The sequence below is a fragment of the Natronomonas sp. genome (assembly GCF_047616845.1).
GTDB lineage: Archaea > Halobacteriota > Halobacteria > Halobacteriales > Haloarculaceae > Natronomonas.
On record NZ_JBLGBY010000030.1, the window covers coordinates 1 to 26,616 of the forward strand.

Below are 26,616 nucleotides of genomic sequence, written 5' to 3' on the forward strand. Positions count from 1 at the left end.
CGACCGCCGGGGTAGTAAGGTCGCGCCGTACAGTGAAAGTGAACGAAGACGGCGCTGTATCCCCTCCCTACTCCGCTCCCTTCGGTCGCTCCGTGGAGGAAGGGGGATTAGCGCCTGCACCGCTTCACCTAAACCGTCGCCGTCCTATCGTCGGCTATGCACGTCTCGCGCGTCCCCGTAGACGTCCCGACGCGGGCGCCGACCGGACAGACCGCCTGTTACATCGTCGGCCGCGACGAGGCCTTGCTCGTCGACCCGCCGGCCCCGGACAACCGCATCGAACGTGAACTCGACAGCGTCGGCCACGTCGCCGTCACCCACCATCACCCCGACCACGTCGGTGCCGTCTCCGAGTACGCCCGCCTCGCCGACGCCACCGTCTGGTGTCGCTATGGGCGTGAGGAGTCATTCACGGCCGCCACCGACATCGAACCCGACCGCATGTTCCGCGAGGGGACGACCATCCGGACGGGCGACGGAACCATCGCCGTCCGAGACACGCCCGGCCATGCGCGAGAGCACGTCGCCTTCCAGGCCGCCGATTCGCTGCTCACGGGCGACCTCGCCGTCGCCGCCGGCAGCGTCGTCGTCGGCGCACCGGAGGGCGACATGCGCGCCTACATCACCTCCCTGCGCCGGGTGGGAGCGATGAGCCCCGACAAGCTGTTTCCGAGTCACGGGCCCGTCATCGAGGACGTTCGACCGACCTGCGAGCGGCTCATCAATCACCGCCTCGACCGCGAGCAGCGCGTCCTGGAGGCCGTTCGGGCCGGCAATCGAACCGTCGCCGAAATCGTCGATGCCGCCTACGAAAAAGACCTCAGCGGCGTGAAAGACCTCGCTGGCGCGACCGTTCGCGCGCATCTGGATAAGCTCCACCACGAGGGGCGTGTCGAGTGGGACGGCGCCCACGCTGACCCGGCCTGACATCGCCGCACCCCGAGCGCGCTTCTTATCCCGCTCGCCCCGAAACACATCCGTATGGAGAGTCTCGAAACCGAACTCGAACGGGCCCGCGAGCTATCAGTCGCCGAACTCGCCGACGCCATCGAGTCCATCGGCTTCGAATGTACCCGCTGTGGGGCCTGCTGTAAGGCGAACGACCCACCCGAAGGCGAGGAGGGTACCAAAGAACCACACACAGCAACCGTGTTCCCCGACGAGGTGCGGGAACTGCAAGGGGCTGCTGAGGAGACGTTCGACGAGGAGTACGACTGGCGCGACGCCGCCCGACCGATGCCGTACGGCGTCAGTGAGGGCGAGGCGGGCCCCGAAGGTGAGACGTTCGAGTGGGCGCTGCAAACCGACGCCTGTGGCGACTGTGCGTTCTACGAAGAGGGGGAGTCGCGGAGCGACTCCGAACGGTCGAGCGACGACGAGCCGCGAGACGGCGGCACCGGCGCGTGTACAGTACACGACAGCCGCCCGCTCGTGTGTCAGACCTATCCCTTCAGCGTCGCGCTGGGCGGCACGAACGAGCCCATGGGCGAGGCCGTCGACCGCGAGGGCCTCGTCCGCGCCCACGAATGTGAAGGGCTCGGCCGCGACATCAGCCGCGAAGAGGCCGAAGAGCTGGCTGAAGCGCTCAAACGACGCGCTATCCGGGAATTGGAGGAGGCCATCGACCTCCGGAACGAGTACGAACCCCGGCCGGATGTCGAGGGAGTCGTCGTTCACGACTCGGAAGGGGCAAAGCGGCCGGACGGAACGTCCCTCGACAGGCGATAGTTTCTATACACGGCCAACACATGTCCGGAGCGAAGGTCTATGGAAATCTCCGATAAACTCCTGTGTCTGTTCAGTGCTGAAGTCGAAGAAGAGGACGACCGTTTCATCGTCGAAATCCCCCGTCGAGAGGTCGACACCGGTGCCATCGAGGCCGGCGACACCCACCGCATTGCGCTGATTTCCGGCGAGCACGAGACTACGACTACCGAATCGCCGAGCGAGGAGCCGCCGAGCGGCGAACCGCAACCCCCCGTCGAAGAGGGCGAGATTCGCTACGTCGAAATCGAAGACCTCGGCAAGCAGGGCGACGGCATCGCCCGCGTCGAGCGCGGTTACGTCATCATCGTTCCCGGCGGCGAGGTCGGCGAGCGCGTCAAAGTCGAAATCTCCGAAGTGAAATCGAACTTCGCAGTCGGCGAAATTCTGGATTGACGATTTCTTGGGCGTCCGCCCCGGCGCGGACGCTCCATGCACTCGTTTCCACCTCGTACCAACCCCGGCTACTCACCCGACCGACCGGCGGTCGTGAAAGGGCAAAACCGCATGCAAGCGCGGTGTTGACCGACTGTACCAAACCGCCTTTTGTGGGGTAGCCGCTGTACCGTAGTATGAGCGCGACCACAGCCGCACAGACGACCGACCTCACCGACAAGCAGCAGCGCATCCTCGCACACCTCCGCGAGAAGGGACGGATGAAGACCTACTTCAAATCGCGGCTCATCGGCGAGGAACTCGGGATGTCGGCGAAGGAGGTCGGCGCGAACATGACCGCGATCTGTGAAGGCAACTTCGACGTCGACGTCGAGAAGTGGGGCTACTCCTCGGGGACGACGTGGAAAGTGACGGTCTAAAACGGCGGCTCGTTGCTCCGAGAAACTGCCCGCTGCGGTCGAGTACCTGATTTTCGACGGACGAGGTTACTCCTCGCTGAGTTGGGGATCGTACTGAACGAACCCGTCAGCGTCGCCGGCGAACGCCACGGCATCCTCACCGAAGGAGTCGGCGTATCGAACCACGAGCGTCAAAAGCGTCTCCGGGCGCTCGATTGCGTAGCCATCCTCCCGTGAAAGCAGGCCCGCAGACTCCAGTTCGGCAGCGTACTTCGAAACCGTCGACCGGGAGACGCCGGCTGCCTCGGCGATATCGGTGCCGCTCGCCTCGGGGTCACGGAGGAGGGCGATGAGCATGCGCCGGGGCGTCTCTCGTCGGAGATAGCCGAGCGCGCGCTGTTCGAAATCCGAGAAGCGGCCGGCGGGGAAGTAGCGCTTGTACTCGCCGTCCTTGCGGTGTTCGATGGCGCCGTCACGCTCCAGTTTTCGGAGGTGGTGTTGGGTCTCGCCGGTGCCGAGCTGGAGTTCGTCCCGGAGTTTCGAGAAATGCGCGCCGGGCGTGGCGGCGAGATAGCCGACGATGGCGTCGCGGACGTCGCTGGCTTCGTCCTCGGAGAGCCGAACGAGCGGCGTCGCCGCTCCGAGCGCGGCGAACCGCTTCAGCGTCGCCCGCTTGCTCTCGTCGACGTCACCATCGGTCATTGGCCTTCCTAGACAACTGCGTAATAAAACAACTTCGCCACGAACCGCCGGCCGTTTTTATTCGGACTCGCGCTCGACATCGGCGTCCGTATCCGTTTCCGTCTTGTCGTCGACGTCCGCGTCCGGAATCTCCTCGTCCATCTCGGCGATGACCTCGTCCGGGTCGCGGATGCTGGCGTCTGCGCCCTCCTTGATGGCCTGCGCCTCGGCCTCCATCTCCTCGACGTTCATTTCGGTCTCCTCGTCGATCTGTCCGAGGATGTCCTCGATATTGTCGAGGCCGAGCAGTTCGCGGGTCTCATCGTCGAACTCGAGGCCCTCAAGCAGTTCCGACTGCGGCTGGACGTCGCTGCCGGTGAGGTGCTTGCCGTACCGGGAGAGCAGCGACGTGAGTTCCTGCGGCAGCACGAACGTCGTGGATTCGCCCTGCCCGATCTCTTCGAGCGTCTCCATGCCGCGCTCGATAACGGCCCGCTCGCCCATCGATTCGGCCGATTTTGCCCGCAGCACCGTCGAGATGGCGTCACCCTGTGCTTCCAGAATCTGGCTCTGTTTCTCACCCTGTGCGCGGATGATGTTGGACTGTTTGTCACCTTCGGCCGTCTCGATGGCGGAGCGGCGCTCACCCTGTGCTTCCAGAATCATGGCCCGCCGCTTCCGCTCGGCGGAGGTCTGTTGCTCCATCGCCTGCTGGACATCCTTCGAGGGGTTGACCTCCCGCACCTCGACGCTCTCGACGCGGATACCCCACTCGTCGGTCGGTTCGTCGAGTTCCTTGCGAATCTTGGCGTTGATTTCCTGGCGTTTGTTCAGCGTGTCGTCCAGTTCCATGTCGCCCAGCACCGCCCGCAGTGTCGTCTGTGCGAGATTCGAGACGGCCTTCTTGTAGTCGTCCACCTCGAGGAACGCCTTCTTGGCGTCCATCACCTTGATGTAGACGACGGCGTCGGCCGTGACCGGCGAGTTGTCACGGGTGATCGCCTCCTGACGTGGCACGTCGAGCGTCTGCGTGCGCATGTCGAACGTGTACGTCCGGGAGACGAACGGCGGGACGAAGTTGATACCGGGCTGCAGAAGCTTCCGGTACTCACCGAACACCGTCAGCGCGCGTTTCTCGTAGGCGTTGACGATTTCGATGGCCTGATAGACGGCTACCACCGCCACCGTGAGCAACAGCAGCGCGACGATGGGGAGAACGATCCCGCCAATCTGGAGGGGAGTGAACATACCACGCCTTAGGCCGACCGTTGCATAAGGGTTCGGCCGACGGGCGGTGACAGCGGCCGTGTCACTCGAATTCGAGAGCGATGGCGTCGCCGGCCGCAAGGTCGAACGCCTCGTCGCCACGGCCCTGATTGACCGCGAATTCGACGTTGCCGTGGCTGCCGACGGTCACGACGGCCTCACCGACCTCCGCGTGGGCATAGGAGGGAACGACGGGCGCAGGAGTGCCGTTGACGCTGATGCGGTCGAACCCCTCGAGGACGTCGCCTGGGACGTTGGTGATGACGTTGCCGAAATCGTCGACGACGAGCACCTCGCCGTTCGCGCCGTCGATGCGGACATCGGGGGCAGGGAGTTCGAGGTCTGCGACGTCGGACGCCGGCGAGAGCGCGTCCAGTTCCGGGAGGTGGTCGATGCCGGTTTCGTGGACGAGCGCGGCGCCGGGAGCGAAGATATCGCGGCCGTGGAACGTCGAACTCCGGGGGTTCTCGATGTCGAGTTCGTAGGCGTCGATGTCGGTATCGAAATCGCCGTCGCCGCCGCTTGCGAGTTCGCGGGCCGGCGGCATGAGCACGCCGTTGTCGGGGCCGACGAGCAGGTGGTCGCCGGCGCGGACGACGAGCGCCGCACGGTCGGTGCCGACGCCGGGGTCGACGACGACGAGATGGACGGCGGGCGGAAACTCCGGGAGCACCTGCGTGAGCCAGAAGGCGGCCGCGCGAATGTCCTGCCGAGGGAACTCGTGGCCGATGTCGACGAGGCGGGCGTCGCATCGCTCCAGGATGACGCCTTTCATCGACGCTGGATACGGCGTCCCGAAATCGGAGGTGAGCGTTATCATCGATCGCTATTCGTCTGCGGGGTCGCCGTTGCCGTTGGCGCCGTTGGCGTCCGTCGCGGTGATCTGTTGGATGCGGTCGGCGCCGTCGATCTCGTCGATGACTTCGGCGACGGCGTCCGGGACGAGCGTCTCCCAGTCGCCGTGCCGGGCCATCCGCTCGCGCACCTCGGTGCCCTCGAACTCCTCGCGCTGATACATCGGCGATTGCCGCACCTCGATGCCGGCCTCCTCGAAGAGGCGGACGACGAGCGGATTGTTCGAGTAGGCCACGTCGAACTGCGGGCTCATCGACTGGACGTGGCTCACCCACACGGAGTTGCGGTTCAGGTCTTCGATGGGGACGGCGTACGTCACCAAATCGAACTCGACGAGCGTCTTGGTTATCATCATGATACGCTCGCCGGCCGTGAACGGGTTTCTGACCGTATGCGATTGGTCTGCGCTCCCGATGCCGACGACGAGCTCGTCGACCTCCTCGCTGATTCGTTCGACCATCGCATGGTGGCCCTCGTGGAACGGCTGGAATCGGCCGATATAGAACCCCCGCGTCATACGTGGCCCGTCGGGGTCGTCTCTGATAAACCCGACGAGTCGACCACACGGCTTATTACGGGTCGGCTCAAGCTGGCGCTATACGTCGGTTTTCATCGGAGGCAGAGCGTGACGTGGGGAGAAAGTATATCAGTTGACGACCCCTCAATATCGATGATAGCAACGGTTCTATGAGCAACAACAATGACGCAGACAAGGCGACCGACGCCGACGAGCGTCGGCCCCCGAACGAGGAGCCCGACTCCGGCCGCGATGGTGAGGAGCCTCGGGTTCCCGACCAGACAGGCGCCGACGAGCGACTCGATGACGACGAAGAGTTGCTCGACGGCTCCGACCTCGGTAGTGAAGTGGAAGTCGACGCCGAGGTCGAAATCGACGAAGACGAGGAGGATAACCTCCTCGGCGGTCTGCAAATCGGTTCCAGCGAGGAAATCGAGGTGCCGGATCGTCTCGTCGACCAGGTCATCGGGCAGGATCACGCCCGCGATATCATTCTGAAAGCGGCAAAACAGCGCCGACACGTGATGATGATCGGCTCGCCCGGTACGGGTAAATCGATGCTGGCGAAGGCGATGAGCCAACTCCTGCCGAAAGAGGAGCTTCAGGACGTACTCGTCTATCACAACCCGGACGACGGCAACGAGCCGAAGGTACGGACAGTTCCCGCGGGGAAGGGAGAACAGATCGTCGACGCCCACAAGGAGGAAGCACGCAAGCGCAACCAGATGCGTTCGTTCCTCATGTGGATCATTATCGCGGTGGTGTTCGGCTACGCCATCCTCATCGCCCAACAGCTACTGTTGGGTATCATCGCTGCAGGTATCATCTACCTCGCGTTCCGGTACATGGGACGCGGCAGCGACGCGGTGGTGCCGAACCTGCTTGTCAACAACGCCGACCAGCAGGTCGCACCGTTCGAGGACGCGACCGGCGCCCACGCCGGCGCTCTCCTCGGTGACGTCCGCCACGACCCCTTCCAGTCCGGCGGCATGGAGACGCCAAGCCACGACCGCGTCGAAGCCGGCGCGATCCACAAGTCGAACAAAGGCGTCCTCTTCATCGACGAGATGAACACGCTGGATATCCGCAGCCAGCAGAAGCTGATGACGGCCATCCAGGAGGGCGAGTTCTCCATCACCGGCCAGAGCGAACGCTCCTCCGGTGCGATGGTGCAGACCGAGCCCGTCCCGACCGACTTCGTGATGGTCGCTGCGGGGAACCTCGACGCCATGGAGAACATGCACCCGGCGCTGCGCTCCCGTATCAAGGGGTACGGCTACGAGGTGTACATGGACGACACCATCGAGGACTCCCCGGAGATGCGGCGCAAGTACGCCCGCTTCGTCGCCCAGGAGGTCACAAACGACGGCCGCCTGCCCGCGTTCGAAGAGGAGGCGATCGAGGAGGTCATCCTCGAAGCCCGTCGCCGCGCCGGCCGGAAGGGCCACCTTACCCTGAAGTTCCGGAGCCTCGGCGGGCTCATCCGCGTCGCAGGCGACATCGCCCGCGCGGAGAACAAGGAGTCCACGACCCGCGATGACGTGCTCCAGGCGAAGGCGCGGTCGCGCTCCATCGAGCAACAGCTCGCCGACGACTACATCGAACGTCGGAAGGATTACGAACTCACCGTCAGCGAGGGTGACGTGGTCGGCCGCGTCAACGGCCTCGCGGTCATGGGCGAGGACTCCGGTATCGTCCTCCCCGTCATGGCCGAGGTCACCCCCTCGCAGGGGGCCGGCCAGGTCATCGCGACCGGCCAGCTGAAGGAGATGGCCCAGGAGGCAGTCCAGAACGTCTCCGCCATCATCAAGAAGTTCAGCGACGAGGACATCTCCCAGAAGGATGTCCACATCCAGTTCGTCCAGGCCGGTGAGGGCGGCGTCGACGGCGACTCCGCCTCCATCACGGTGGCCACCGCGGTCATCTCGGCACTGGAGGACATCCCGGTGCGCCAGGACATGGCGATGACCGGGTCGCTGTCCGTCCGCGGTGACGTCCTCCCGGTTGGCGGCGTCACGCACAAAATCGAGGCTGCCGCGAAGGCCGGCCTCGAAACGATCATCATCCCGAAAGCGAACGAACAGGACGTGATGATCGAAGACGAGTACAAAGACCAGGTCGATATCGTCCCGGTCTCACACATCTCCGAAGTGCTCGATGTGGCGCTCGCGGGCGAGCCCGAGAAGGACTCGCTCATCGCCCGCCTCAAGAACATCACCGGCACTGCGCTCGAACAGCGCGAGGTCGGTGGCACCAGCCCGAGCCCGCAGTAAGGGATCGTGACCCGGTGGGCTGCATTCGCCGGGTTCACGCTCGTCGTGCTCGCGCTGCTTTTGCTGTTGGCACGTGCCTCCCAATCAGTCGTTACCAGTACGGGAACCGCCGCCTACGTCACGCGCGAGGAATCTCGCTGGCTGAACCGACTGCCGGACGGTGCCGGCCACCTCGACATCGAGGACGCGCCAGCACCGACCCGGAAGACGCCAGCCGAATCGACGCTGACGCCGGGGCCGGAGCTGTCGACGGCAGCACTTCTGGCGAACGTCGCCGTCTCCCACGGCCTCTTTGCGCTGCTTTTGCTTGCGGGCATCTGGCTGACCGACGTGCCGGCCGCGGCGCTCGGTATCACGGAGGCCGCAATCAGCACCGGGGGTCTCGGTGTCGCCGTCGGCGTCGCGCTCGGCGTCGCCATCTCCTTTGTGAACACGCTGGCGGCCGGCCTCGCGGAGACGTTCGGTGCCGACCCGAGCGAGGAACTCCGGGAGTTACTCGCCCCGGAGACGCTCGCCGGCTGGGTCGGCCTGCTCGTCGTCGTGTTGCCTCTCATCGCGGGCTTCGAGGAGCTGCTCTTCAGGGGCGCCTTGGTCGGTGCCTTCGCCGTCGGCTTCGGCGTCTCGCCGTGGCTTCTGGCAGTCGTCTCGTCGGTCGCCTTCGCGGCGGGCCACGGCGCACAGGGCGGCCTCGGCGTCGTCGTCACCGGTCTCCTCGGGTTCGTGCTGGCTACAGCGTTCATCCTCACGAACAGCCTGCTCGTCGTTGTTATCGCACACTACGTCGTCAACGCTGTCGAGTTCGTCGTGATAGAAGGGCTCGGCTGGGAACCGTTCTGATTACTCTTCGAGCGCCGATTCGAGCCCGTCGACCAGTTCGGCGAGTTCGGCGGTGGTCTCGGTGACGGCGTCGAGGGAGTCGTCCTCGCAGGCACACGCGTCGGTGGCACGGGAAGCGCGCGCTTCGAGAGTCTCGACAGCCTGGCGAAGTTCGGCGACGCCGTCGGAAGCCGTGGTGAGGCGTTCACGCTGCCGTTCGATCTCCTCATCGCGGTATTTGAGGCCGGTGATGTCGCGGAAATACACCGAGAGCCCGGCTTCGGAGGGGAACGCCCGCACTTCGAACCACGTGTTGAACGGCTCGTAGTGGGTTTCGAAATCCACCTGTTCCTGCGTTTCGAGGGCGCGTTTGAACTGCGCTTCGAACGGCGACCCCACGGCCTGGGGCAGCGCCTCCCAGAACGTCTCGCCGATGAGCTCCGTGCGGGTGTTGTTGAACAGGCCGGCCGCCTCCTCGTCGAGGTACGTGATGCGCCAGTCGCTGTCGAGGCCGAGATACGCGTCGGAGATGCGGTCGTGGATGCGGCGGATGTGCTCGTAGGTGTCCTGTGCGAGCTGTTTCGCGCGATACTGGCTGACCGCGTTCTCGATGCGGTTGGCCAACAGCGCGTACTGCTCTTCGCCGAAGTTCTTCTGGAGGTAGTCGGTGACGTTAGCGTTGATAGCCTCCGTCGCGACCGCCTCGGAACCCTTCGAGGTAAAGAGGATGAAGGGGATGTCCGGGTCGCGCTCGCGACACTCCTTGAGCAGTTCCAGCCCGTCCATGCCGGGCATCTTGTAGTCGCTGACGATGCAGTCGATATCCATCTTCTCGAGGAGTTCGAGCCCTTCCGTGCCGTGGCTGGCCGTCACTACCTCCAGAGAGTCGATCTCCTCTTTGAGTTTCGAGGAGAGTATCGAGAGCAGTTGCCGCTCGTCGTCGACGAACAGAATCGAGATATCACCGAGGTCACTCGGTTCGGTCGATGGGATACCGGCGATTCCCGGAATGTCCACGAGCGAGTTGGCCTCGTCTTCCCGTGCCATGAACACACTGTGGGCCCACTCGATATATAAGTCCATAGCCGACTCACGGCCCGAAACAATCGGATGCGTGCCGAAGCGCCCAAGCCACTCGCGGGCATCCTCGCAGTATGGATACGGGAAAGGTATCGCGGGCGTTCTTCGAGGAGCGAATCGCGCCGAATCTCGGCGGCGACCGGGACGACGTGGCCATCGGCCCGAAACACGGCGTCGATTTCGGCGTCATCTCGGTCGGCGACCACGCCCTCGTGACGGCGACCGACCCGATCTCGATTCTGCCCGAGCTTGGCTGGGAACGAGCCGGTCGGTTCGCCATCAGCATCGTCCTCTCCGACGTGGCAGTCTCCGGACTCGCACCGACGCATCTCACAATCTCCTTTTCGCTGCCGCCCGAGATGTCCGACGAAGCGTTCGGGCAGGTCTGGGACGCTATCGACGCCGAATGTCGCGACCTCGGCATCTCGGTCGTGACCGGCCACACCGCCCGCTACGAGGGGTGTTCGTTCCCGTGGGTCGGTGCCGCAACTGGGATGGCCGTCGGTGACCCCGCCGATATCGTCCGGCCTGACGGCGCCCGCCCCGGCGACGACCTGCTCGTGACGAAGGGGCCGGCGGTCGAGTCAGTCGGCCTCCTGACGACGCTGTTCGAGGAGAAAATCGAGCTGCCCCCCGAGACGCTGTCGACGGCGCAGGCCCGGCTGGACGAGACGGGCGCGGTTCGTGACGCACTCACCGCCGCGGCCGCGGGCGACGTCCACGCGATGCACGATGCTACCGAAGGTGGCCTGCTCGGCGCGCTCCACGAGGTAGCTGGAAGCGCCGGCGTGCAGTTGACGGTCGACGGCGACCGCGTGCCAGTGCGACCCGGTGTCGAGGCCGCCTGCGCGGCACTGGAGATGGACGCCTGGCGGGCCTCGACGTCCGGGACGCTCGTCATCGCCGTCGATTCGGCTGACACCGACCGAGTCGTCGACGCACTCGAAACGCGGGGGACGCCGGTCGGCGTCATCGGCACGGTCGAGGCCGGCAGCGGCGTCGTCCTCGATGGTGAAGCGACCGCCCAACCCGAGGGTGATTCCGGGTGGCCAGTCTACGAGCGACTGCTCGATAGCTGATACGGATTGTTGTAGTCGTACCGGCGAGCGGCGAGCCGTCCCGGCCGCTCGCCGGTGATTTGGTACAACAATCCGTATGACGCCTCCCACACGCTTTTCGTTCGCTCCTGCGTCGGCCAACGTATGTCCGACACCGACGACGCGCCACGGCTCGTCGACAGCGAGGCCTCGACCGCGGACAGCCGGCGTCTCGTGGCCGGCTGGCAGGGCCGCTACTACGAGGATTTCCGCGTCGGCGACGTCTACAAACACCCCTACGGACGCACCGTCACCGAGACGGACAACGTCTGGCTGACGAACCTGACGATGAACACCAATCCGATGCATTTCAACGAGGCGTACGCCGCCGACACGGAGTTCGGTGAACGCCTCGTCGACGGCACGTTCATCATCGCGCTTGCGGTCGGCATGAGCGTCATCGACATCTCGGCGAACGCGACGGCGAACCTCGGCTACGACCGCGTGCGCCACCACGCTCCCGTCTTCCACGGGGACACGCTGTTCGCCGAGAGCGAGGTGCTCGACAAACGCGAAAGCGACTCCCGCGACCACGTCGGCCTCGTGACGACGGAGCTGCGCGCCTACAACGAGATGGACGAGCTCGTGCTCTCGCTGGAGCGGACAGTGATGGTGCTGAAACGCGAGGCGGCAGAGCCCTCCGCCGCTCGCCCGACGGGCTGGCCCGACGGCGTCGGCACCCATCCCGAAGACGTCGAGGGCCGCGTTATCGAACGCGAGGGCCGGGAGGACGATACGTGACCGTCACTGACCGATTCGAGGGGAACCTGCCGCGTGTCACGGCCGCAGAAGCCGCCGAGAGGATCGAGACGGGCGCCGTCGTCGCCACGAGCGGCTTCGGCAGCGTCGGCTATCCGAAGGCGGTTCCGGAGGCAATCGCAGCCGCGGCGGGCGAGCACGAACTCACCGTGCTCACGGGTGGCAGCGTCGGTGGCGAGATCGACACGACGCTCGTCGACTCCGGCGACATGGCGCGGCGGTTCCCCTATCTCGGCACCCCGACTGTCCGTGAGGCCGCAAACGACGGTCGCGTTGCCTTCCACGACCGACACGTCTCCTCGCTCGGCGACGAAGTCCTCTACGGCGGTCTCGCCGCTGTCGATGTCGCCGTCGTCGAGGCAGTCGCAGTCGGCGAGGAGTGGCTGGTTTCCTCACCAGCACTGGGTCAGACACCGGCGTTCATCGAGGCCGCAGACCGCCTCATCGTCGAGGTGAACCACGCACAACCGCTCGCGCTCCAGCAACTCCACGACATCTACCAGCCCGGAGCGCCGCCGAACCGCGAACCGATTCCGCTGTCCAAGCCCGGTGACCGCATCGGCGACGCGAAAATCGAGTTCGACGCCGAGAAGCTCGTCGGTGTCGTCGAGACAGACCGCCGGGACGCGACGTACGATTTCCGGGAGCCAAACGATGACGACCGCGCCATCGCCGCGAACTTCCGAGCGTGGCTCGCCGATGAGGTCGAACGCAATCCGACGATGTCGGAGTCGGTACGTCTCCAGTTCGGCGTTGGGGCCATCGGCAACGCCCTGATGGGCGCACTCGGCGACGCGGATATCGACCGCGACCTCGTCTACTTCGGTGAGGTGTTCCAAGACGGCCTCCTCGACCTGGTCGACGACGGCACTCTCGAATCCGCATCGGCGACGACGCTGGCGCTGACTCGCGACGGCCAAGACCGACTCTTCGACGCCGTCGACCGCTACGCCGAGGACGTCGTACTCCGGCCGGTCGACGTCTCGAACGCGTCGGAGCTCATCGAGCGGTTTGGCGTTGTGGCAGTCAACAGCGCCCTCGAAGTCGACCTCTACGGCCACGTCAACTCAACGCACGTCGACGGAACGCACGCGTTCAATGGCCTGGGCGGCAGCGGCGATTTCAACCGCTCCGGCCTCGTTACCGTCGTCGCACTGCCCTCGACGGCCGCCGATGGCGACCTCTCACGAATCGTTCCGATGGTGCCGCACGTCGACCACACCGAACATGACATCGACGTGGTCGTGACCGACCAGGGTATCGCCGACCTCCGTGGCCTGGCGCCGACCGAGCGGGCCGACCGTATCGTCGCCGTCGCAGACCCCGAATACCGGCCGGCGCTGCGAGCGTATCGTGAGCGGGCCGACGACTACGGCGGCCACATGCCACACGACCTTGAGACGGCGCTTTCGTGGCCGCGAAACAGACAGCAGAAACGGGAGTGACTTACAGCCCTTCGACGGAGCGAAGCGCCTGTTCGACGCCCGGCGGCGCCGCGCTCGGGCCATCGCGCACGCGATGGTCGGGGATGACGAGCGGGGCGGGGTTCTCCGAGAGCGCCGTCCGGACGAGTCGGATGTCGTCATCGTCTTCGGGGTCGAGGCCGGCGGCCATCCGGGTGAGTTGCTTGACGGAGACTTGCTCGCCATACGGAACCGCTCGCACCGACTCCAGCACCGACCGCTGGTCGGTCGGCATCGTCATCGCCACGTCGATGTCAGAGAAGTCGTCGTTGTCGCCTTCGAGATACGCCTGGATGCGGTCGAGCAACGGAAGTTCCGACTCGGCGTCCTCATCCGGTGATTCGGGAAAGGACACGGAGAGGACGCGGCTACCCGCGACCCCGACCTGGACGTAGCGGTCGAGAAACTCGGATTCCCGCGCGTAGATGCCCGCCTCCGACTCGGTGCTCATGGGCGGAACCTCGGGGGTGAGTGGCTTGAAAGTTGAGGTGGGCGTTTCGTGGTTCCCGATGAGGTCGGCGACGAACAGGCGGTCGACGTCGTAGGCTTCTTCGCCGGTTTCGCCGACACGCAGGCACGCCAAGACGCAACTCTTATGACCACAAGAGTGCGTTAGTGTACAGTAATGAACACCAGCGACGAGTTGGCGCCGGCGGTTCGGTCGATACTCGACTCGGCCGCCGAGCGAGCGGCGAACCGCGAGCGCGGGGCGCGGCTCTCGGTCGATCCCCGCTCGCTGCCGGCGGCCTTCGACGCCGCCAAAGCCGATGGGCGCGTCCCGCTCATCGCGGAGGTGAAACCGACCAGTCCGACGACGGAGGGCGAGCGAACCGACGACCCCGTCGATCTCGCCAAATCGATGGTCGAAGGTGGGGCAGCGGCGCTGTCCGTCCTCACCGAACCGGAGCATTTCGGCGGGTCGGCCGAGACGCTGACGGTGATTCGAGAGGCCGTCGACGTACCCGTGCTCCGGAAGGATTTCATCGTCGACGAGGCGCAGCTCGACGCCGTCGAGGCGGACGTCGTCCTCCTCATCGTTCGGTTCGTCGACGACCTCGAGGGGCTGTTGGCCGCCGCGCGCGAACGCGGCTTCCAGGTACTCGTCGAGGCACACACGGCCGACGAGGTCGAGACGGCACTGGCGGCGGGTGCCGACATTATCGGCGTCAACAACCGCGACCTCGCACAACTGGAGGTCGACCTCGGGACGTTCGAGCGCGTCGAGGATTCGATTCCGGTAGCTGCCCGGGAGAGCGTCACCCTGATTGCGGAAAGCGGCATAGCTACACAGCAGGACGTCTCGCGGATGCGCCGGGCGGGCGCCGACGGGCTCCTCGTCGGCTCCGCCATCATGGACGGGCCCGTCCGCGAGAACACGGAGCGACTCACCAATGTCTAAATCAGAACACACGTTCGGCGATTACGGCGGCCAGTACGTCCCCGAGGCGTTGATGCCCGCCATCGAGGAGTTGACCGACGCCTACGAGCGGTACGTACTGGAGAACGAAGACGGCTTCATGGACGAGTTCCGGCAGCGAATCCGGGACTTCGGCGGCCGGCCGACGCCGCTGCAGCGGGCCGACCAGCTCTCCGAGCGCTACGATACCGAGGTGTATCTGAAGCGCGAAGACCTGCTGCACGGCGGCGCACACAAACTCAACAACGCCCTCGGGCAGGTGCTCTTGGCGAAGTACATGGGCAAAGAGCGCATCATCGCCGAGACCGGCGCGGGCCAACACGGCACCGCGACGGCGATGGCCGCCGCCCACCTCGATATGCCGTGTGAGATCTACATGGGGCGACGGGACATCAATCGCCAGCGCCCCAACGTCTTCCGGATGCGCATCAACGGCTCCGAGGTGAACCCCGTCGATATCGGCCGCGGAACCCTAAAGGAAGCCATCAGTGAGACGATGCGTGATTGGGCGACGACCGTCGAGACGACCCACTACGTCATCGGCAGCGTCGTCGGGCCCGCCCCGTTCCCCGCGATGGTTCGGGATTTCCAGTCGGTCATCTCCGAGGAGATGCGTCGACAGTCCGAAGAGCAGCTCGGCGAACTGCCGGGCGCGGTTATCGCCTGTGCCGGCGGCGGGTCGAACACGATGGGCGCGTTTGCGGAATTCGTCGACCGCGCGGGGCCACGCCCCGCGGGATGGTCAAGCGGGGAGCGCGGGGCTTCGAGCGGAGCGAGAAGCCTCGATGCGAGCGGTGGCGACGGGAACCGCGAGCAAAGCGACCCGCGAGACATCGAAGGCATCGACCTCTATGCCGTCGAAGCGGGTGGCTCCTCGCTGACCGTCGATGAGGAAGAAGGCGTCGCCCCGCACTCGGCCTCACTGTCGACTGGCGAAGAGGGCATCCTCCACGGCGCGCGAACGAAGCTCCTGCAGGACAGCCACGGCCAGATTATGGAGTCACACAGCGTCTCCTCGGGCCTGGACTACTCCGGCGTCGGCCCGGAGCTTGCCTACCTCGTCGACGAGAATCGGGTCACGCCCGTCAATGTCGGTGACGAGGCCGCACTGGAGGCGTTCCACCGGCTCTCGCAGGCGGAGGGTATCATCCCCGCACTGGAGACGGCCCACGCCTTCGGCTTCCTGGAGGAGGTCGCCGGCCCCGATTCGGACGACCACGACGTTGAACTCCCCGATACCGTCGTCGTCAACGTCTCCGGGCGTGGCGACAAAGACCTCGAAGCCGTCATCGAGGAGACCGACAAGCGCGACCTGGAGAACGCTCCGACGATGGAGGTGTTCGAAGAATGAGCGGCGCGGACGACCGCAGGGAGTCCGCGACGGAGCGAGCGGGAGGAGCGAAGCGACGACACGCGAGCAGCGGCGACGAGACCTCGAACCAGGTGAGAACCGATGGCGGACAACCAGAGGGCCTCGAAGCCGCCTTCGACGAGCCCACGTTCGTGCCGTATCTCGCCGCCGGCGACCCCGATTTCGAATCCTCGCTCGAGTACGTCGAGGCGTTGGCCCGCGGCGGCGCCGACGTCATCGAACTCGGCTTACCGTTCTCGGAACCGATTGCGGAGGGGCCGACCATCCAGCAGGCTGTCGTCCGGTCGCTAGAAGGCGGGATGACCCCCGAGCGGTTCTTCGAGTTCGTCGAGGCACTCGACGTCGACGTGCCGCTCGTGTGTATGACCTACTACAACCTCATCTATCAGTACGGGGGGAGCGAGGCGCGTGGCACCTCGGAACGCGCGAGCGGCGACAACGGAGCCGCGAGCGCCAACGACCCGCCGGTTCGGCCGTTCGTCGAGCGAGCCGCCGAGGTCGGCATCCAGGGGTTCGTCGTCCCCGACCTGCCCGCCGAGGAGGCCGACACGCTTCGGGAGGCCTGTGACGAACACGGCCTCGATTTGGTGTTCATCGTCGCGCCGACGACGCGCGGCGAGCGATTAGAGCGGATGATGGAACACGTCTCCGGCTACGTGTACGTGCAGGCGCGCCTCGGCGTGACGGGCGCCCGCCAGGAGGTCAGCGACCAGACGAGCGAGAGCCTGGCCCGTCTCTCCGAATATGACGTTCCGAAGGCGGTCGGCTTCGGTATCTCCTCTGGCGAGCAGGCCGCCGAGGTAATCGCGGCGGGCGCCGACGGCGTCATCGTCGGCTCCGCACTCGTCGATATCGTCGCCGAGGGCGTCGAGAACGACCTGCCGGCCGAGACGGTCGCAGAGCGACTGGAGGAGAAAGCGCGCGAACTCAAAGAAGGGGCGCTCGCCGGCGCGCAACGTCGGCCGCGACCGGAAGGAACATGACCGAACCTACCACACCATCACGTAGCATGAACACAGGAACCGCCGCACGCCTCGACCGCCTCGGGACGGACGGCCGGTACGTCGTCGTCCCGATGGATCACGGCATCACACTCGGGCCGGTGAAAGGCCTGAAAGACATCGAATCCACTATCGACGCCATCACTCGCGGCGGTGCGGACAGCGTTCTCACCCAGAAGGGCGTCGCCTCACGCGTCCACGGGAACAAAAACGACGCGGGCTACATCGTCCATCTCAACGGCTCGACCGTCATCGGCCCCGATTCGAACGACAAGCGCGCGACCGGGTCGGTCAAAGCCGCCATCCGCGCCGGTGCCGACGCCGTCTCGTTCCATCTCAACGCCGGCTCGAACTACGAGCGCGAACAGATCGAGGAACTCGGCCGGCTCACCGACGAGGCCGCCGAGTACGGCATGCCCGTCCTGGCGATGGCGTACGCCCGCGGCCCGGACATCGAGGGCGACGATCCCGAGGCGCTCGGCCACGCCGTCCGCCTCGGCGAGGAACTCGGCGCCGACCTCATCAAGACGGGGTACAGCGGCGACGCCGAGAGCTTCGAGCACGTCTGTGAGTCGACGCGACTGCCCGTTCTCATCGCCGGTGGGTCGCCGGACGGCGACCTCGCGGCGCTCGAAGACGTCCGCGGCGCGATGGATGCCGGCGGCGCCGGGGTGTCGATGGGGCGGACGATCTTCCAGCACGACGACCCCGAGAAGATGGCACGGGCGGTCTCGCTCGTCGTCCACGACGACCGCTCCGCGGAGGATGCGCTCGAAGCCGCCGGCCTCGCCGTCGAAGCCTGAGTGCTGACTGTTCCTTCCGCCATGTTAAATACAGCCCCGAACGTTCCGACGAGCATGACACGCTCCGTATGGCTGAAAGCCGACGACGAGGTCGGCGACTGGGAGGCGCGAAAGCGCCGTATCACCGCCGGCCTCGAAGCCGGCGTCGATTGGGTGCTCGTCGACCGACGCGACGTCGGCCGCGTGCGCGACCTCGGTGAGGTCAACGTCGCCGCCTTCGCCGGCGACGACGTCCACGTGATGGATGCAGAGGAAGAAGAGGAAGCCGAACCGGACGCCGTCGTCGTCGGCAAGGGCGGCGAGGGCGACGGAACGGTCGATCTGCCGAACGATTACTCCGGGTCGGCCGATCTGACGACGCTGCGCCGAACCGAGGGGCCGGCGGGCGCGTACATCCGCATCCGCAACCAGGAGTACGAGTCGTTCGCGGAGGCGGCCGCACAGGACGCCGACTACACCATCGTCATCGGCGAAGACTGGCAGATCATCCCGCTTGAGAACCTCATCGCCCGCATCGGCGAGGAGACCGAACTCGTCGCGGGCGTCCAGACTGCCGAGGAGGCCGAGACGGCCTTCGAGACGCTCGAAATCGGCGCTGACGCGGTGCTTCTGGACACCGACAGCCCCGACGAGATTCGAGGGACTGTCGAGGCCCGCGACGCCACGGAGCGCGAGCGGCTCGACCTCCAGACGGCGACGGTCACGGAGATCGAACAGACCGGGTCGGCCGACCGGGTCTGCGTCGACACCGCCTCGATGCTCAACCACGACGAGGGGATGCTCGTCGGATCGATGGCTCGCGGCCTCTTTTTCGTCCACGCCGAGACGGCCGATTCGCCGTACGTCGCCAGCCGACCCTTCCGGGTCAACGCCGGCGCCGTCCACGCCTACGTCCGGACGCCCGACGGGGGCACGAAGTATCTCGCCGAGCTCAAATCGGGTGACGAGGTGCAGGTCGTCGACACCGACGGCAACACCCGCGAGGCGCTCGTCGGCCGCGCAAAGATCGAGAAGCGTCCGATGTTCCGCGTCGAGACGGAACTGGAGAACGGCGACCGCATCGAGACGCTGTTGCAGAACGCCGAAACCATCAAAGTCGCCACCGCCACCGGGCGGAAAGCCGTCACCGACATCGAAGCGGGCGACGAACTGCTCGTCTACTACGAGGACGTGGCGCGGCACTTCGGCGAGGCCGTCGAGGAGAGCATCATCGAGAAGTAACGGTTCAGCGGTCGTCCAGCCGCGCCGTACACCAGTGACAGAAATCGAGCGTCGGGTCGGTGTCCTTCCCGCAGCGGGGGCAACGCCCCACGTCGGTGCGGCGCTTGTGGTTCGTTCGGGTAGTGAGCCAGTAGGCGTCCAGTGTTGCGAATATCGTCACCGTGAACATCGCGAGCGTCGCCTCGATGGGGAACGTTTCCAGCGTCGCAAAGAGGCCGAAGACGGCCGCAAGCGCATCGACAGTCGTGAGATTGACGCCCGCAGTCAGGACGATGGTCGCAAGTGACCCAAGCCACAGGCCGGCCCACAGCGCCGCCCGCACCCACGACCGCAGATACAGATGGCCGAGGCCGGGTTGGACGAAAGAGAGAAGCGCGGCCACGATGGGCCGTTTCTCGCGCGATGTGCTCATGTCAGCCCTCCGTACCGTACACGGGCGTATAAACCTGCGGGCTGCTATCTCAGCCGGTCGACAAGCGTCCTGAGCGTTTCGAGGTCGTACTGGCCGGGGGCGGTCGCCTTCGCGGGGTCGACCGGCGCATACCCGATTTTCGACCCGTAGACGGGCGCGATGGCGCGGGTGTGACTGCCGGCCTCGCCCATCGCCATCGTGGCGACGCGCTGGCCGCGCTGGGTCAGTTCGTGGGTCGCGGACAGCAGCGCGAGGGTGTCGTCTCGGGTGTCAGCCGTGACCGCGAGTTTCGCCACGTCGCCAGCGCCGGCCGCACGCATGAGCAACGACCGGAGTTCACCCTCGGAGGGCGTCGCCTCGAAATCGTGTGTCGAGACCACGACGGCGGCGTCGTGACGCTGCGCGGCGTCGACGAGGGTGCCGCTCTCGCCCGATTCGATGGCAGCGAGCTCGATATCGACCGCGCCGACCGCATCGTGGGCGACGGCGGTTTCGAGCGCCTCGGTGCGGCCCTCGTCGGTGGCCTCGCCGCCTTCCCATTCGGCGCGATTGGTGACTAAAAGCGGCAGGTCGCCGTCGTAGTCGGCCAGCGCGTCCAGCGGCTCGTCGGCCAGATCCATCCGGAACTCCACGCAGTCGGCGTGCTCGCGGGCCGCCGGCTCCTCGCCGAGGTCGGCCGTCGACGCCGCGAGCGTGAACGAGTCGAAATCGATGGACATGCTCTGAGTGTGGCGGTGGGGGGTTAAAATGGCTCGTGGCTCGCCGTGAATCGCAACGGGTCGTCGGCCAGCCGCTGGATGTCGGTGACCGTCGGCAGTCGGATGCCGCGTTCGTTGTTCGTCACCACGCGCGTGTCGTAGTGGTCAGCCTCGTAGTTCGCGTTGTCCTCGTTGTCGGCGATGAACGACCGATGGTCGGCCAGACGCTCGGCGGCGATATCTCGGGATAGCGTCGGCGCGTTCTCGGAGCGCGTCTCGAACGCCGAGGCGAGCGTTGGGTCGCGCTCGACGCCGACCGACGACCGGCCCTCCAGAAGCGCCGCGAGCGATGTGGTGCCGGTGCCGGCGAAGGGGTCGAGCACGGTGTCGCCCTGCACAGAGTACATCCGGACGAGACGAAGCGGGATTTCGAGCGGGAACGCGCCGGAGCGTTCGCGGGCGCCGTCGTCGTCATCGAGCGTCTGCCGACGGCCCCGCACCTCCCAGCAGTCCGAGAACCACTCGTTTCGCTCCTCGTAGAAGAACGCCGAAGCGTAGCGGTCGTCGTCGTTCGGCGGGAACGAGCGGGTGCCGCCCTTCCGGAACAGGAGGATGTGTTCGTGTTCGAGCGTCGCGTAGGCGTTCGTCGGCAGCGTGCCGGAGCCCATGAACTTCGCCGTGCTGTTGGTCGGTTTGCGCCAGATGATGCCCGGCAGTTGCGTGAGGCCGGCCGCCGAGAGCGCCTCGATGATGCGGGCGTGGTTCGGATAGAGGCGGAACTCGTCGTCGATGCGCCGGGTGGCATCGCCGACGTTGACCGCGACGATACCGCCCCCACAGAGCGCGTCGGCGACTCGCTCCCAGACGTCGTCCAGCAGGGAATGCATCGCCTCGAACGCGGCGTCGCCGTCGCCCGCCTCCAAGGCCGTCTCGATGGCGTCGTCCTGGGCGGCGAACCCGTCGTCCCACATCTCGACCATCGGATACGGCGGCGACGTGACGACGAGGTCGACGCGTCCGGCCTCGACGTCGAGCGACCGGGCGTCGCCGATGCGCATCTCGTGTGTGGTCTGCACACGCAGAGATACGGCGGCCGCCTAACGGGTCTTGCGGTTAGGGGCAGGGGCTTTCCTCAGGGGCGCCCGAGATACCGCGCCTGCGCCGTGGTTCCCTGCGTGCCGTAATCCGTCACCTGCACGCGGATGGCGTCGCCTTCACCGAGCGCGTCGGCGCCGTCGGGGGCGGGCACGTCGCGAACGAACGTCTGCAGGCCGTTTATCGTGCCGCGTACCTCCGGGGGGACGCGGTCGTACTGGGTTTCCTTGACGACGAGGTCGTACGTTTCGCCCTTCTCTGCGGCCTCCGAGGGCGGCCGCTGTTGGGCCTGTTCGTGTGCCGCGTCCTTGGCGCGCTGGCCGTCCGATTTGCCCGTAACGCGTAGTAGCACGGCCAACAGGGCGACAGCGATGGCGAGTCCGACGACACCCAGCGTGAGCGTTTCGACCATTGGCGGCCATTCTTGGGCGACCATCAAAGCGGTTCCGACCGCCAGACAGAAGGTTCATACCCGGCCCAACCGGACACACGGCCGATGACAGACCGGGAGGTGAGCGTCGTCTTGCCCGCCTACAACGAGGCGGACACCATCGAGCACACCGTCACCGTGACGCTTTCGACGCTCGAATCGTTCCTTCCGGACGGCAGTTTTGAGGTTATCGTCGCCGAGGACGGCTGTGCGGATGCCACGCCCGAAATCGCGACCCGGATGGCCGAGGAAGACGACCGGGTGCGGCATTTCCACAGCGACGAACGACTTGGTCGCGGGGGCGCCTTAGAGCGGGCCTTCCGGGCCAGCGACGGCGACGTACTGGTGTATTTCGACACTGACCTCGCGACGGACATGGCGCATCTCGAGGAGCTGGTCGAATCCGTCCGCTCCGGCGAGTACGACATCGCCACCGGCTCCCGACGGATGCCGGGCGAGAAACAGGAACGGGAGCCCGAACGCGGGGTCGCCTCCACCGGCTACAACGCGCTCGTCCGGCTCTTCTTGCGCTCGCCGATGTACGACCACCAGTGCGGATTCAAGGCGTTCGACCGCGAGGCGCTGCTCGACCTCCTCAACGACGTCGAGGACGACCACTGGTTCTGGGATACCGAGATACTCGTTCGCGCCCAGCGGGCCGGCTACGACGTCAAGGAATTCCCCGTCGAGTGGGAGCCAAAAGGCGACACGAAAGTCGACCTCGTGCGTGACGTCCTCGGGATGGGCAGCGGCATCCTCAGGCTCTGGTGGCAAGTCGGCGTCCGCCCGAAGATCGACCGCCGGGTGACGATGACCGCGGGGACGCTGCTCGTCCTCGTTGCGATACTGCTGATGACCGTGTATCTCGACCCCTCGGCAGTCATCGAGGCGATGGGGCAGGCCGACCCGCGACTGGTCGGGATTGCGACGCTCGTCTACCTCCTTTCGTGGCCGCTGCGCGGCGCCCGATACCGCGATATCCTCGGCGAACTCGGCTATCGGGAGCGCGTCGGCTTCCTCACGGCGGCCGTCTTCATCAGCCAGACGGGTAATCTCGTGTTCCCGGCGCGGGCAGGTGACGCCGTGCGGGCCTACATCGTGAAGGCGCGCCGCGACATCCCCTACACCTCGGGCTTCGCCTCGCTGGCCATCGAGCGCGTGTTCGACCTCCTGACGATCACCGTCCTCGCGGGCGTGACGTTCCTCGCGCTCGCGCTTGCCGGCGTCGACGTGACCGCACTCGGCGCGAGCGAGGCGCCACAGTCGGGCGAACAGAGCGGACAGACGGCGGTGTACGTCGCCGCGGCGGTCGGGGCGGTCGCGCTCGGCGCCGTCGCGGTCATCGTGGCAACGGCCCGCTCCGACCGGAACCTCGTGCGGGCGGCGCTCGGCAAAATCAGCAGCGACTCCTACGTCGACTACGTCGCCAGCATCGTCGAACGGTTCGCAAGCGACGTCCAGACCATCGCCGAGGACAGGCGAGCGTTCGCCCTGGTCGGCGGGTCGAGCCTTCTCATCTGGGGCATCGACGTGGTGACGGCACTCGTCGTCTTCGCCGCCTTCGGCGTCGACCTCGCGCTGTGGGAGCTCGTCGCCATCGGCTTTTTCGCCGTCAGCGTCGGCAATCTCGCGAAGGTGTTGCCGCTGTCGCCGGGCGGTATCGGCCTCTACGAAGGCGCCTTCTCGCTCATCGTCGTCGCGCTGACGCCCGTCGGCTGGAGCGTCGCCCTCGCCGCGGCCATCGTCGACCACGCCATCAAGAACGTCGTCACCGTCGTCGGCGGCGTCGTCTCGACGCTGTATTTCAATGTCTCACTGACGCAGGCCGTCGAAGAATCGCGCGACGTCGACCGAGACTAAGTATATAAACAGTTCGATTCCGGATCGAATTCATACGCGAGACTACCGATTCAAGTCGTATCGCTCGAAAGTTACGAAACATTTAAATGACTTTCGACCGTCTTTTGGGTAGCGAACGCTGACCGGGTCTTTTCGGGGTGTATCCCTACCTGGTAGCACCCGCCTCGTAGCATGAGCGAGCACACAAGAACGCGTACGACCGAGACAGAAACGGAGGATGAACGAGACGAGCGAGCCGGCTGTCCCGAGTGCGGTGGGAAGCTGGCGGCCGACACCGAACACGGCGAGACGGTTTGCCGCGATTGCGGCCTCGTCGTCGAGGAAGACGAGATCGACCGCGGGCCGGAGTGGCGCGCTTTCGACAGCGCCGAGAAAGACGAGAAATCCCGCGTCGGCGCCCCCACGACGAACATGATGCACGACAAGGGGCTGTCGACGAACATCGACTGGCGCGACCAGGACGCCTACGGCAACTCCCTGTCAAGCAATCAGCGCCAGAAGATGCAGCGGCTCCGCAAATGGAACGAGCGGTTCCGCACCCGCGACTCCAAGGAGCGCAACCTCAAGCAGGCGCTCGGCGAAATCGACCGCATGGCATCGGCGCTCGGCCTCCCGGACAACGTCCGAGAGACCGCGTCGGTCATCTACCGCCGTGCCCTCGACGAGAACCTCCTGCCGGGCCGCTCCATCGAGGGCGTCTCGACGGCGTCCGTCTACGCCGCCGCCCGGCAGGCCGGCGTCCCGCGGAGCCTCGACGAAGTGTCGGCGGTTTCCCGCGTCGAGAAGAGCGAAATCGCACGCACGTACCGCTACGTCGTCCGAGAGCTCGGGCTCGAAGTCCAGCCGGCCGACCCCGAAAGCTACGTGCCGCGCTTCGCGAGCGACCTCGAACTGAGCGACGAGGCCGAGAACCGCGCACGGAAGCTGCTGCAGAACGCAAAAGAGCAGGGCGTCCACTCCGGCAAATCGCCGGTCGGTCTCGCGGCCGCCGCCGTCTACGCCGCGTCGCTGCTCACCAACGAGAAGACGACCCAGGCTGCCGTGAGCGAGGTGGCCGACATCTCCGAGGTCACCATCCGCAACCGGTATCACGAGCTGCTCGAAGCCGAGCAAGACCTCGCGGTCGCGTAACGTCGTTTCTTTTCGCCGGTCGCTGTTCGAGTCGCCAGCGACGGCCACGGCGCGGCGTCAGCCGATGACGCCGAAGCCGAAGTCGGCGTACGGCCAGACGTAGTGAAGGCCGATACCGACGACGAGGGCCGGAACCGTTGTGTAAATCGTCGCGATGATGGCCGCTTTCATGTCGATAGCCATGAGCGGGAAGAGCGCGTCGCCGTCCTGGCTGATGGCGTTGGCCGTCAGCGCCGAGAACGGGATGCCGCCGTTGGCGTAGACCCCGGCGAAGACAATCTGGGGCGCACAGCCGGGGATGAGACCGAGAAGGGCGCCACCGATGGGCGCGAGGATGCCGGCCGCGGCGGCAAGCGCGCCGATGTCGACCGCGAAGATGACGACGCCGTATTCGTACAGCAGATAGGCCGCGATGACCCACACCGTGACCATGCTCGTCTCCATCGCCGCGTGGCGGAACGTCGAGTAGGCGTCGGCGAAGGACTCACGGATGCGGCCGGTGTCGCTCTCGCCGATATATCGCCGGCCGACGAGATACAGATACACCGATAACGTCGTCCCAAGCAGGCCGGCGACGGTGAACAGCCCGGAGAACGTCGGTTCGAAGGAGACGGCGACTTCCGGAGCGCCACGACGCAGATACTCGATGCCAGCGGCGAGGCCGGCGAGGGTGACACCCCACCACGCGACGTGAACCGCGTGGCTGAGCGTCGTCATTACTCTGTTCTCACGGGTCGTCACGTCGTGGTCACACGCGGCCGAATCGGTTGGCGGGACGCTCGGGGCGCCGTCGGCGACGCTTGCGGTGGCGAACCCACCGTCGGTTATCGGCCCGCTCGCCTTCTCGACGGCGCTGTCGATACGGCCCACGCCCAGCCCCCAGATGTCGATGGCGTAGCCGAAGAGGATGCCGGAGAGAAGCGCCAGCCCGTAGGCGTACACCGCGGCCTCCGGTGCGAGCGCGAGGATGACGAACGCGGAATCGCCCGCCGTCGCGGCGAGCGTGGCGACGACGGTACCGAAGCTGATGGTGCCGCGGATGTACAGCGGCATGGCGATAATCGCGCCGCCACAGCCTGGCGTCAACCCGAGCAGGCCGCCCGCGATGGGCTGGAGCCGTTCGTTGTTCTCGAGGAACTCGATCATCCGCCCGCCCGTCCGATACTGGAGATAGCTGAAGAGGAGGACGGTGACCGCCACGAAGGCACTCACCTGAACGAACCCGTCCCTGAGGGAGACGACGAAGATGTCGAGGGCCTCTGCCGTCCCGAGCATGGGGTTCACCTCCAACCCGATCGGGAAGAACCCCCATCGAATCGAATGTTTAGACGCATCAAAATATAGTTTCGGCTAACCACACATATAACATTTGGTCGTGGCACATTCCAGCCGGTATCGATTCCTGCCGTGTGGTTCGCCCGGCAGATTTGCCGTCTATCGATACCCATATCAGGTTCAGCACCGAGAATACGGTAATGAGTGCTGCCGCGTCGCCCGGTTTTCCGCGGCTGATACGATGCTAACAGGTACAACCCTCCGTCGTGTCGGCATCGACACCGTGGCGCTGAAACCCGCCGAACACGACCTGCAAGCGGCCGACGACCTCGACGTCGAATCCGTCGTCGTCGACTACGAGGGCCGCGAACAGTTCCCGGACGAAGAGACACACACCGAGTTAGCCGACGGCTACGACCTCTACGTGACGACGCCGGTGCGTGCCGACGGCTTCGACCCCCTTGGCGACGACTCGCGCATCGACCCGCTGCCGGACGACGCGACCCGCGTCCTCGTCGCCGGCAACGGCGCTTACC

Annotated in this window: 26 protein-coding genes and 2 pseudogenes; 17 read left to right on the forward strand and 11 right to left on the reverse strand. The window is 66.0% G+C overall.

All coding sequences use genetic code 11. The features are described 5' to 3' along the window. The first annotated feature begins 156 nt into the window (after window positions 1–156). The 4 genes from ACI8UR_RS07515 to ACI8UR_RS07530 all read left to right on the forward strand — a co-directional run bounded on the left by ACI8UR_RS07515 (window position 157) and on the right by ACI8UR_RS07530 (window position 2,579). On the forward strand, window positions 157–927 hold the full coding sequence (locus ACI8UR_RS07515; protein WP_411716143.1) for an MBL fold metallo-hydrolase: 771 nt from the start codon (window positions 157–159) through the stop codon (window positions 925–927). Window positions 928–981: 54 nt separating this feature from the next. After that, a complete protein-coding gene (locus tag ACI8UR_RS07520) occupies window positions 982–1,728 on the forward strand; it encodes a YkgJ family cysteine cluster protein (protein WP_411716142.1) in 747 nt (248 codons plus the stop codon). Between the two features lie 39 nt (window positions 1,729–1,767). Continuing rightward, window positions 1,768–2,160, forward strand: a complete 393-nt coding sequence (locus ACI8UR_RS07525; protein WP_411716141.1) for a TRAM domain-containing protein — start codon at window positions 1,768–1,770, stop codon at window positions 2,158–2,160. Between the two features lie 176 nt (window positions 2,161–2,336). Further along, complete coding sequence (locus ACI8UR_RS07530; RefSeq protein ID WP_411716140.1) at window positions 2,337–2,579, forward strand: hypothetical protein; 243 nt, start codon at window positions 2,337–2,339, stop codon at window positions 2,577–2,579. Window positions 2,580–2,645: 66 nt separating this feature from the next. On the opposite strand, the gene ACI8UR_RS07535 is transcribed toward ACI8UR_RS07530, so the two are convergent. The 4 genes from ACI8UR_RS07535 to ACI8UR_RS07550 all read right to left on the reverse strand — a co-directional run bounded on the left by ACI8UR_RS07535 (window position 2,646) and on the right by ACI8UR_RS07550 (window position 5,877). Continuing rightward, a complete protein-coding gene (locus tag ACI8UR_RS07535; protein ID WP_411716139.1) occupies window positions 2,646–3,260 on the reverse strand; it encodes a winged helix-turn-helix transcriptional regulator in 615 nt (204 codons plus the stop codon). Between the two features lie 57 nt (window positions 3,261–3,317). After that, window positions 3,318–4,487, reverse strand: a complete 1,170-nt coding sequence (locus ACI8UR_RS07540) for an SPFH domain-containing protein (protein ID WP_411716138.1) — start codon at window positions 4,485–4,487, stop codon at window positions 3,318–3,320. Between the two features lie 61 nt (window positions 4,488–4,548). Next, on the reverse strand, window positions 4,549–5,325 hold the full coding sequence (locus ACI8UR_RS07545; protein ID WP_411716137.1) for an S-adenosyl-l-methionine hydroxide adenosyltransferase family protein: 777 nt from the start codon (window positions 5,323–5,325) through the stop codon (window positions 4,549–4,551). A gap of 6 nt (window positions 5,326–5,331) precedes the next feature. Beyond that, entirely contained in the window at window positions 5,332–5,877 is a 546-nt protein-coding gene (locus tag ACI8UR_RS07550; RefSeq protein ID WP_411716136.1) for a nicotinamide-nucleotide adenylyltransferase, read from the reverse strand. Between the two features lie 170 nt (window positions 5,878–6,047). Here ACI8UR_RS07550 and lonB point away from each other — a divergent pair, with 170 nt between their 5' ends. Then, a complete protein-coding gene (gene lonB, locus ACI8UR_RS07555; RefSeq protein WP_415087722.1) occupies window positions 6,048–8,150 on the forward strand; it encodes an ATP-dependent protease LonB in 2,103 nt (700 codons plus the stop codon). A gap of 6 nt (window positions 8,151–8,156) precedes the next feature. Continuing rightward, entirely contained in the window at window positions 8,157–8,987 is an 831-nt protein-coding gene (locus tag ACI8UR_RS07560) for a lysostaphin resistance A-like protein (RefSeq protein WP_411715287.1), read from the forward strand. On the opposite strand, the gene ACI8UR_RS07565 is transcribed toward ACI8UR_RS07560, so the two are convergent. After that, window positions 8,988–10,013 carry a response regulator gene (locus ACI8UR_RS07565; RefSeq protein ID WP_411715286.1) on the reverse strand — a complete coding sequence of 342 codons (1,026 nt, stop codon included), beginning with the start codon at window positions 10,011–10,013 and terminating at the stop codon, window positions 8,988–8,990. It lies immediately after the preceding gene. A gap of 107 nt (window positions 10,014–10,120) precedes the next feature. Between ACI8UR_RS07565 and ACI8UR_RS07570 the strand changes: the two genes are divergently transcribed. The 3 genes from ACI8UR_RS07570 (at window position 10,121) to ACI8UR_RS07580 (ending at window position 13,347) form a co-directional block, all read left to right on the forward strand. Then, window positions 10,121–11,125 (forward strand): AIR synthase family protein, encoded by a 1,005-nt coding sequence (locus tag ACI8UR_RS07570; protein WP_411715285.1) that lies wholly within the window; start codon window positions 10,121–10,123, stop codon window positions 11,123–11,125. A gap of 123 nt (window positions 11,126–11,248) precedes the next feature. After that, window positions 11,249–11,884, forward strand: coding sequence for a MaoC family dehydratase (locus ACI8UR_RS07575; RefSeq protein ID WP_411715284.1), 636 nt, complete (start codon window positions 11,249–11,251; stop codon window positions 11,882–11,884). Then, window positions 11,881–13,347 (forward strand): acetyl-CoA hydrolase/transferase C-terminal domain-containing protein, encoded by a 1,467-nt coding sequence (locus ACI8UR_RS07580; RefSeq protein ID WP_411715283.1) that lies wholly within the window; start codon window positions 11,881–11,883, stop codon window positions 13,345–13,347. The genes ACI8UR_RS07575 and ACI8UR_RS07580 overlap by 4 nt, the downstream gene beginning before the upstream one ends. Before the next feature lies 1 nt (window position 13,348). Here ACI8UR_RS07580 and ACI8UR_RS07585 read toward each other — a convergent pair whose 3' ends face one another. Continuing rightward, window positions 13,349–13,816, reverse strand: coding sequence for an MGMT family protein (locus ACI8UR_RS07585; RefSeq protein ID WP_411715282.1), 468 nt, complete (start codon window positions 13,814–13,816; stop codon window positions 13,349–13,351). A 174-nt stretch (window positions 13,817–13,990) separates the two neighbouring features. Here ACI8UR_RS07585 and trpC point away from each other — a divergent pair, with 174 nt between their 5' ends. The 5 genes and pseudogenes from trpC (at window position 13,991) to ACI8UR_RS07610 (ending at window position 19,179) form a co-directional block, all read left to right on the forward strand. After that, window positions 13,991–14,764 (forward strand): indole-3-glycerol phosphate synthase, encoded by a 774-nt coding sequence (gene trpC, locus ACI8UR_RS07590; protein WP_411715281.1) that lies wholly within the window; start codon window positions 13,991–13,993, stop codon window positions 14,762–14,764. Continuing rightward, window positions 14,757–16,127 (forward strand): annotated as a pseudogene (trpB, locus tag ACI8UR_RS07595) (tryptophan synthase subunit beta); the annotation flags it as partial. The gene trpC and the pseudogene trpB, both read left to right, overlap by 8 nt. A gap of 2 nt (window positions 16,128–16,129) precedes the next feature. Next, window positions 16,130–17,137, forward strand: a complete 1,008-nt coding sequence (gene trpA / locus ACI8UR_RS07600; RefSeq protein ID WP_411715280.1) for a tryptophan synthase subunit alpha — start codon at window positions 16,130–16,132, stop codon at window positions 17,135–17,137. A gap of 26 nt (window positions 17,138–17,163) precedes the next feature. Next, a complete protein-coding gene (locus ACI8UR_RS07605; protein ID WP_411715279.1) occupies window positions 17,164–17,958 on the forward strand; it encodes a 2-amino-3,7-dideoxy-D-threo-hept-6-ulosonate synthase in 795 nt (264 codons plus the stop codon). 54 nt (window positions 17,959–18,012) lie between these two features. After that, a complete protein-coding gene (locus ACI8UR_RS07610; RefSeq protein ID WP_411716240.1) occupies window positions 18,013–19,179 on the forward strand; it encodes a 3-dehydroquinate synthase II in 1,167 nt (388 codons plus the stop codon). A 4-nt stretch (window positions 19,180–19,183) separates the two neighbouring features. Here the strand turns inward: ACI8UR_RS07610 and ACI8UR_RS07615 are convergent, their stop codons facing one another. The 4 genes from ACI8UR_RS07615 to ACI8UR_RS07630 are packed head-to-tail and all read right to left on the reverse strand — an operon-like array spanning window position 19,184 to window position 21,796. Then, window positions 19,184–19,591, reverse strand: a complete 408-nt coding sequence (locus ACI8UR_RS07615) for a zinc ribbon domain-containing protein (RefSeq protein WP_411716241.1) — start codon at window positions 19,589–19,591, stop codon at window positions 19,184–19,186. Between the two features lie 44 nt (window positions 19,592–19,635). Continuing rightward, the gene (locus ACI8UR_RS07620; protein ID WP_411716242.1) at window positions 19,636–20,310 is read right to left on the reverse strand and encodes a type I 3-dehydroquinate dehydratase; all 675 of its coding nucleotides are present in this window, start codon (window positions 20,308–20,310) and stop codon (window positions 19,636–19,638) included. Window positions 20,311–20,333: 23 nt separating this feature from the next. Next, window positions 20,334–21,365: a DNA-methyltransferase gene (locus tag ACI8UR_RS07625; RefSeq protein WP_411716243.1), complete on the reverse strand. Its 1,032-nt coding sequence runs from the start codon at window positions 21,363–21,365 to the stop codon at window positions 20,334–20,336. Window positions 21,366–21,421: 56 nt separating this feature from the next. Further along, window positions 21,422–21,796: a hypothetical protein gene (locus tag ACI8UR_RS07630; RefSeq protein WP_411716244.1), complete on the reverse strand. Its 375-nt coding sequence runs from the start codon at window positions 21,794–21,796 to the stop codon at window positions 21,422–21,424. 84 nt (window positions 21,797–21,880) lie between these two features. Between ACI8UR_RS07630 and ACI8UR_RS07635 the strand changes: the two genes are divergently transcribed. Together ACI8UR_RS07635 and ACI8UR_RS07640 are read left to right on the forward strand one after the other, a co-directional pair. After that, a complete protein-coding gene (locus ACI8UR_RS07635; RefSeq protein ID WP_415087723.1) occupies window positions 21,881–23,674 on the forward strand; it encodes a flippase-like domain-containing protein in 1,794 nt (597 codons plus the stop codon). 171 nt (window positions 23,675–23,845) lie between these two features. Next, a complete protein-coding gene (locus tag ACI8UR_RS07640; RefSeq protein WP_415087724.1) occupies window positions 23,846–24,805 on the forward strand; it encodes a transcription initiation factor IIB in 960 nt (319 codons plus the stop codon). Between the two features lie 57 nt (window positions 24,806–24,862). Here ACI8UR_RS07640 and ACI8UR_RS07645 read toward each other — a convergent pair whose 3' ends face one another. Further along, window positions 24,863–26,080, reverse strand: coding sequence for a putative manganese transporter (locus ACI8UR_RS07645; protein ID WP_415087725.1), 1,218 nt, complete (start codon window positions 26,078–26,080; stop codon window positions 24,863–24,865). A gap of 241 nt (window positions 26,081–26,321) precedes the next feature. On the opposite strand from ACI8UR_RS07645, the pseudogene ACI8UR_RS07650 reads away from it, so the two are divergent. Further along, a pseudogene (locus ACI8UR_RS07650) lies at window positions 26,322–26,616 on the forward strand (luciferase); the annotation flags it as partial.

Coding starts and splice junctions, on each gene's coding strand:
- ACI8UR_RS07515 (WP_411716143.1), top strand. CDS start 157: ATGCACGTCTCGCGCGTCCCCGTAGACGTCCCGACGCGGGCGCCGACC.
- ACI8UR_RS07520 (WP_411716142.1), top strand. CDS start 982: ATGGAGAGTCTCGAAACCGAACTCGAACGGGCCCGCGAGCTATCAGTC.
- ACI8UR_RS07525 (WP_411716141.1), top strand. CDS start 1,768: ATGGAAATCTCCGATAAACTCCTGTGTCTGTTCAGTGCTGAAGTCGAA.
- ACI8UR_RS07530 (WP_411716140.1), top strand. CDS start 2,337: ATGAGCGCGACCACAGCCGCACAGACGACCGACCTCACCGACAAGCAG.
- ACI8UR_RS07535 (WP_411716139.1), bottom strand. CDS start 3,260: ATGACCGATGGTGACGTCGACGAGAGCAAGCGGGCGACGCTGAAGCGG.
- ACI8UR_RS07540 (WP_411716138.1), bottom strand. CDS start 4,487: ATGTTCACTCCCCTCCAGATTGGCGGGATCGTTCTCCCCATCGTCGCG.
- ACI8UR_RS07545 (WP_411716137.1), bottom strand. CDS start 5,325: ATGATAACGCTCACCTCCGATTTCGGGACGCCGTATCCAGCGTCGATG.
- ACI8UR_RS07550 (WP_411716136.1), bottom strand. CDS start 5,877: ATGACGCGGGGGTTCTATATCGGCCGATTCCAGCCGTTCCACGAGGGC.
- lonB (WP_415087722.1), top strand. CDS start 6,048: ATGAGCAACAACAATGACGCAGACAAGGCGACCGACGCCGACGAGCGT.
- ACI8UR_RS07565 (WP_411715286.1), bottom strand. CDS start 10,013: ATGGCACGGGAAGACGAGGCCAACTCGCTCGTGGACATTCCGGGAATC.
- ACI8UR_RS07570 (WP_411715285.1), top strand. CDS start 10,121: ATGGATACGGGAAAGGTATCGCGGGCGTTCTTCGAGGAGCGAATCGCG.
- ACI8UR_RS07575 (WP_411715284.1), top strand. CDS start 11,249: ATGTCCGACACCGACGACGCGCCACGGCTCGTCGACAGCGAGGCCTCG.
- ACI8UR_RS07585 (WP_411715282.1), bottom strand. CDS start 13,816: ATGAGCACCGAGTCGGAGGCGGGCATCTACGCGCGGGAATCCGAGTTT.
- trpC (WP_411715281.1), top strand. CDS start 13,991: ATGAACACCAGCGACGAGTTGGCGCCGGCGGTTCGGTCGATACTCGAC.
- trpA (WP_411715280.1), top strand. CDS start 16,130: ATGAGCGGCGCGGACGACCGCAGGGAGTCCGCGACGGAGCGAGCGGGA.
- ACI8UR_RS07605 (WP_411715279.1), top strand. CDS start 17,164: ATGAACACAGGAACCGCCGCACGCCTCGACCGCCTCGGGACGGACGGC.
- ACI8UR_RS07610 (WP_411716240.1), top strand. CDS start 18,013: ATGACACGCTCCGTATGGCTGAAAGCCGACGACGAGGTCGGCGACTGG.
- ACI8UR_RS07615 (WP_411716241.1), bottom strand. CDS start 19,591: ATGAGCACATCGCGCGAGAAACGGCCCATCGTGGCCGCGCTTCTCTCT.
- ACI8UR_RS07620 (WP_411716242.1), bottom strand. CDS start 20,310: ATGTCCATCGATTTCGACTCGTTCACGCTCGCGGCGTCGACGGCCGAC.
- ACI8UR_RS07630 (WP_411716244.1), bottom strand. CDS start 21,796: ATGGTCGAAACGCTCACGCTGGGTGTCGTCGGACTCGCCATCGCTGTC.
- ACI8UR_RS07635 (WP_415087723.1), top strand. CDS start 21,881: ATGACAGACCGGGAGGTGAGCGTCGTCTTGCCCGCCTACAACGAGGCG.
- ACI8UR_RS07640 (WP_415087724.1), top strand. CDS start 23,846: ATGAGCGAGCACACAAGAACGCGTACGACCGAGACAGAAACGGAGGAT.
- ACI8UR_RS07645 (WP_415087725.1), bottom strand. CDS start 26,080: ATGCTCGGGACGGCAGAGGCCCTCGACATCTTCGTCGTCTCCCTCAGG.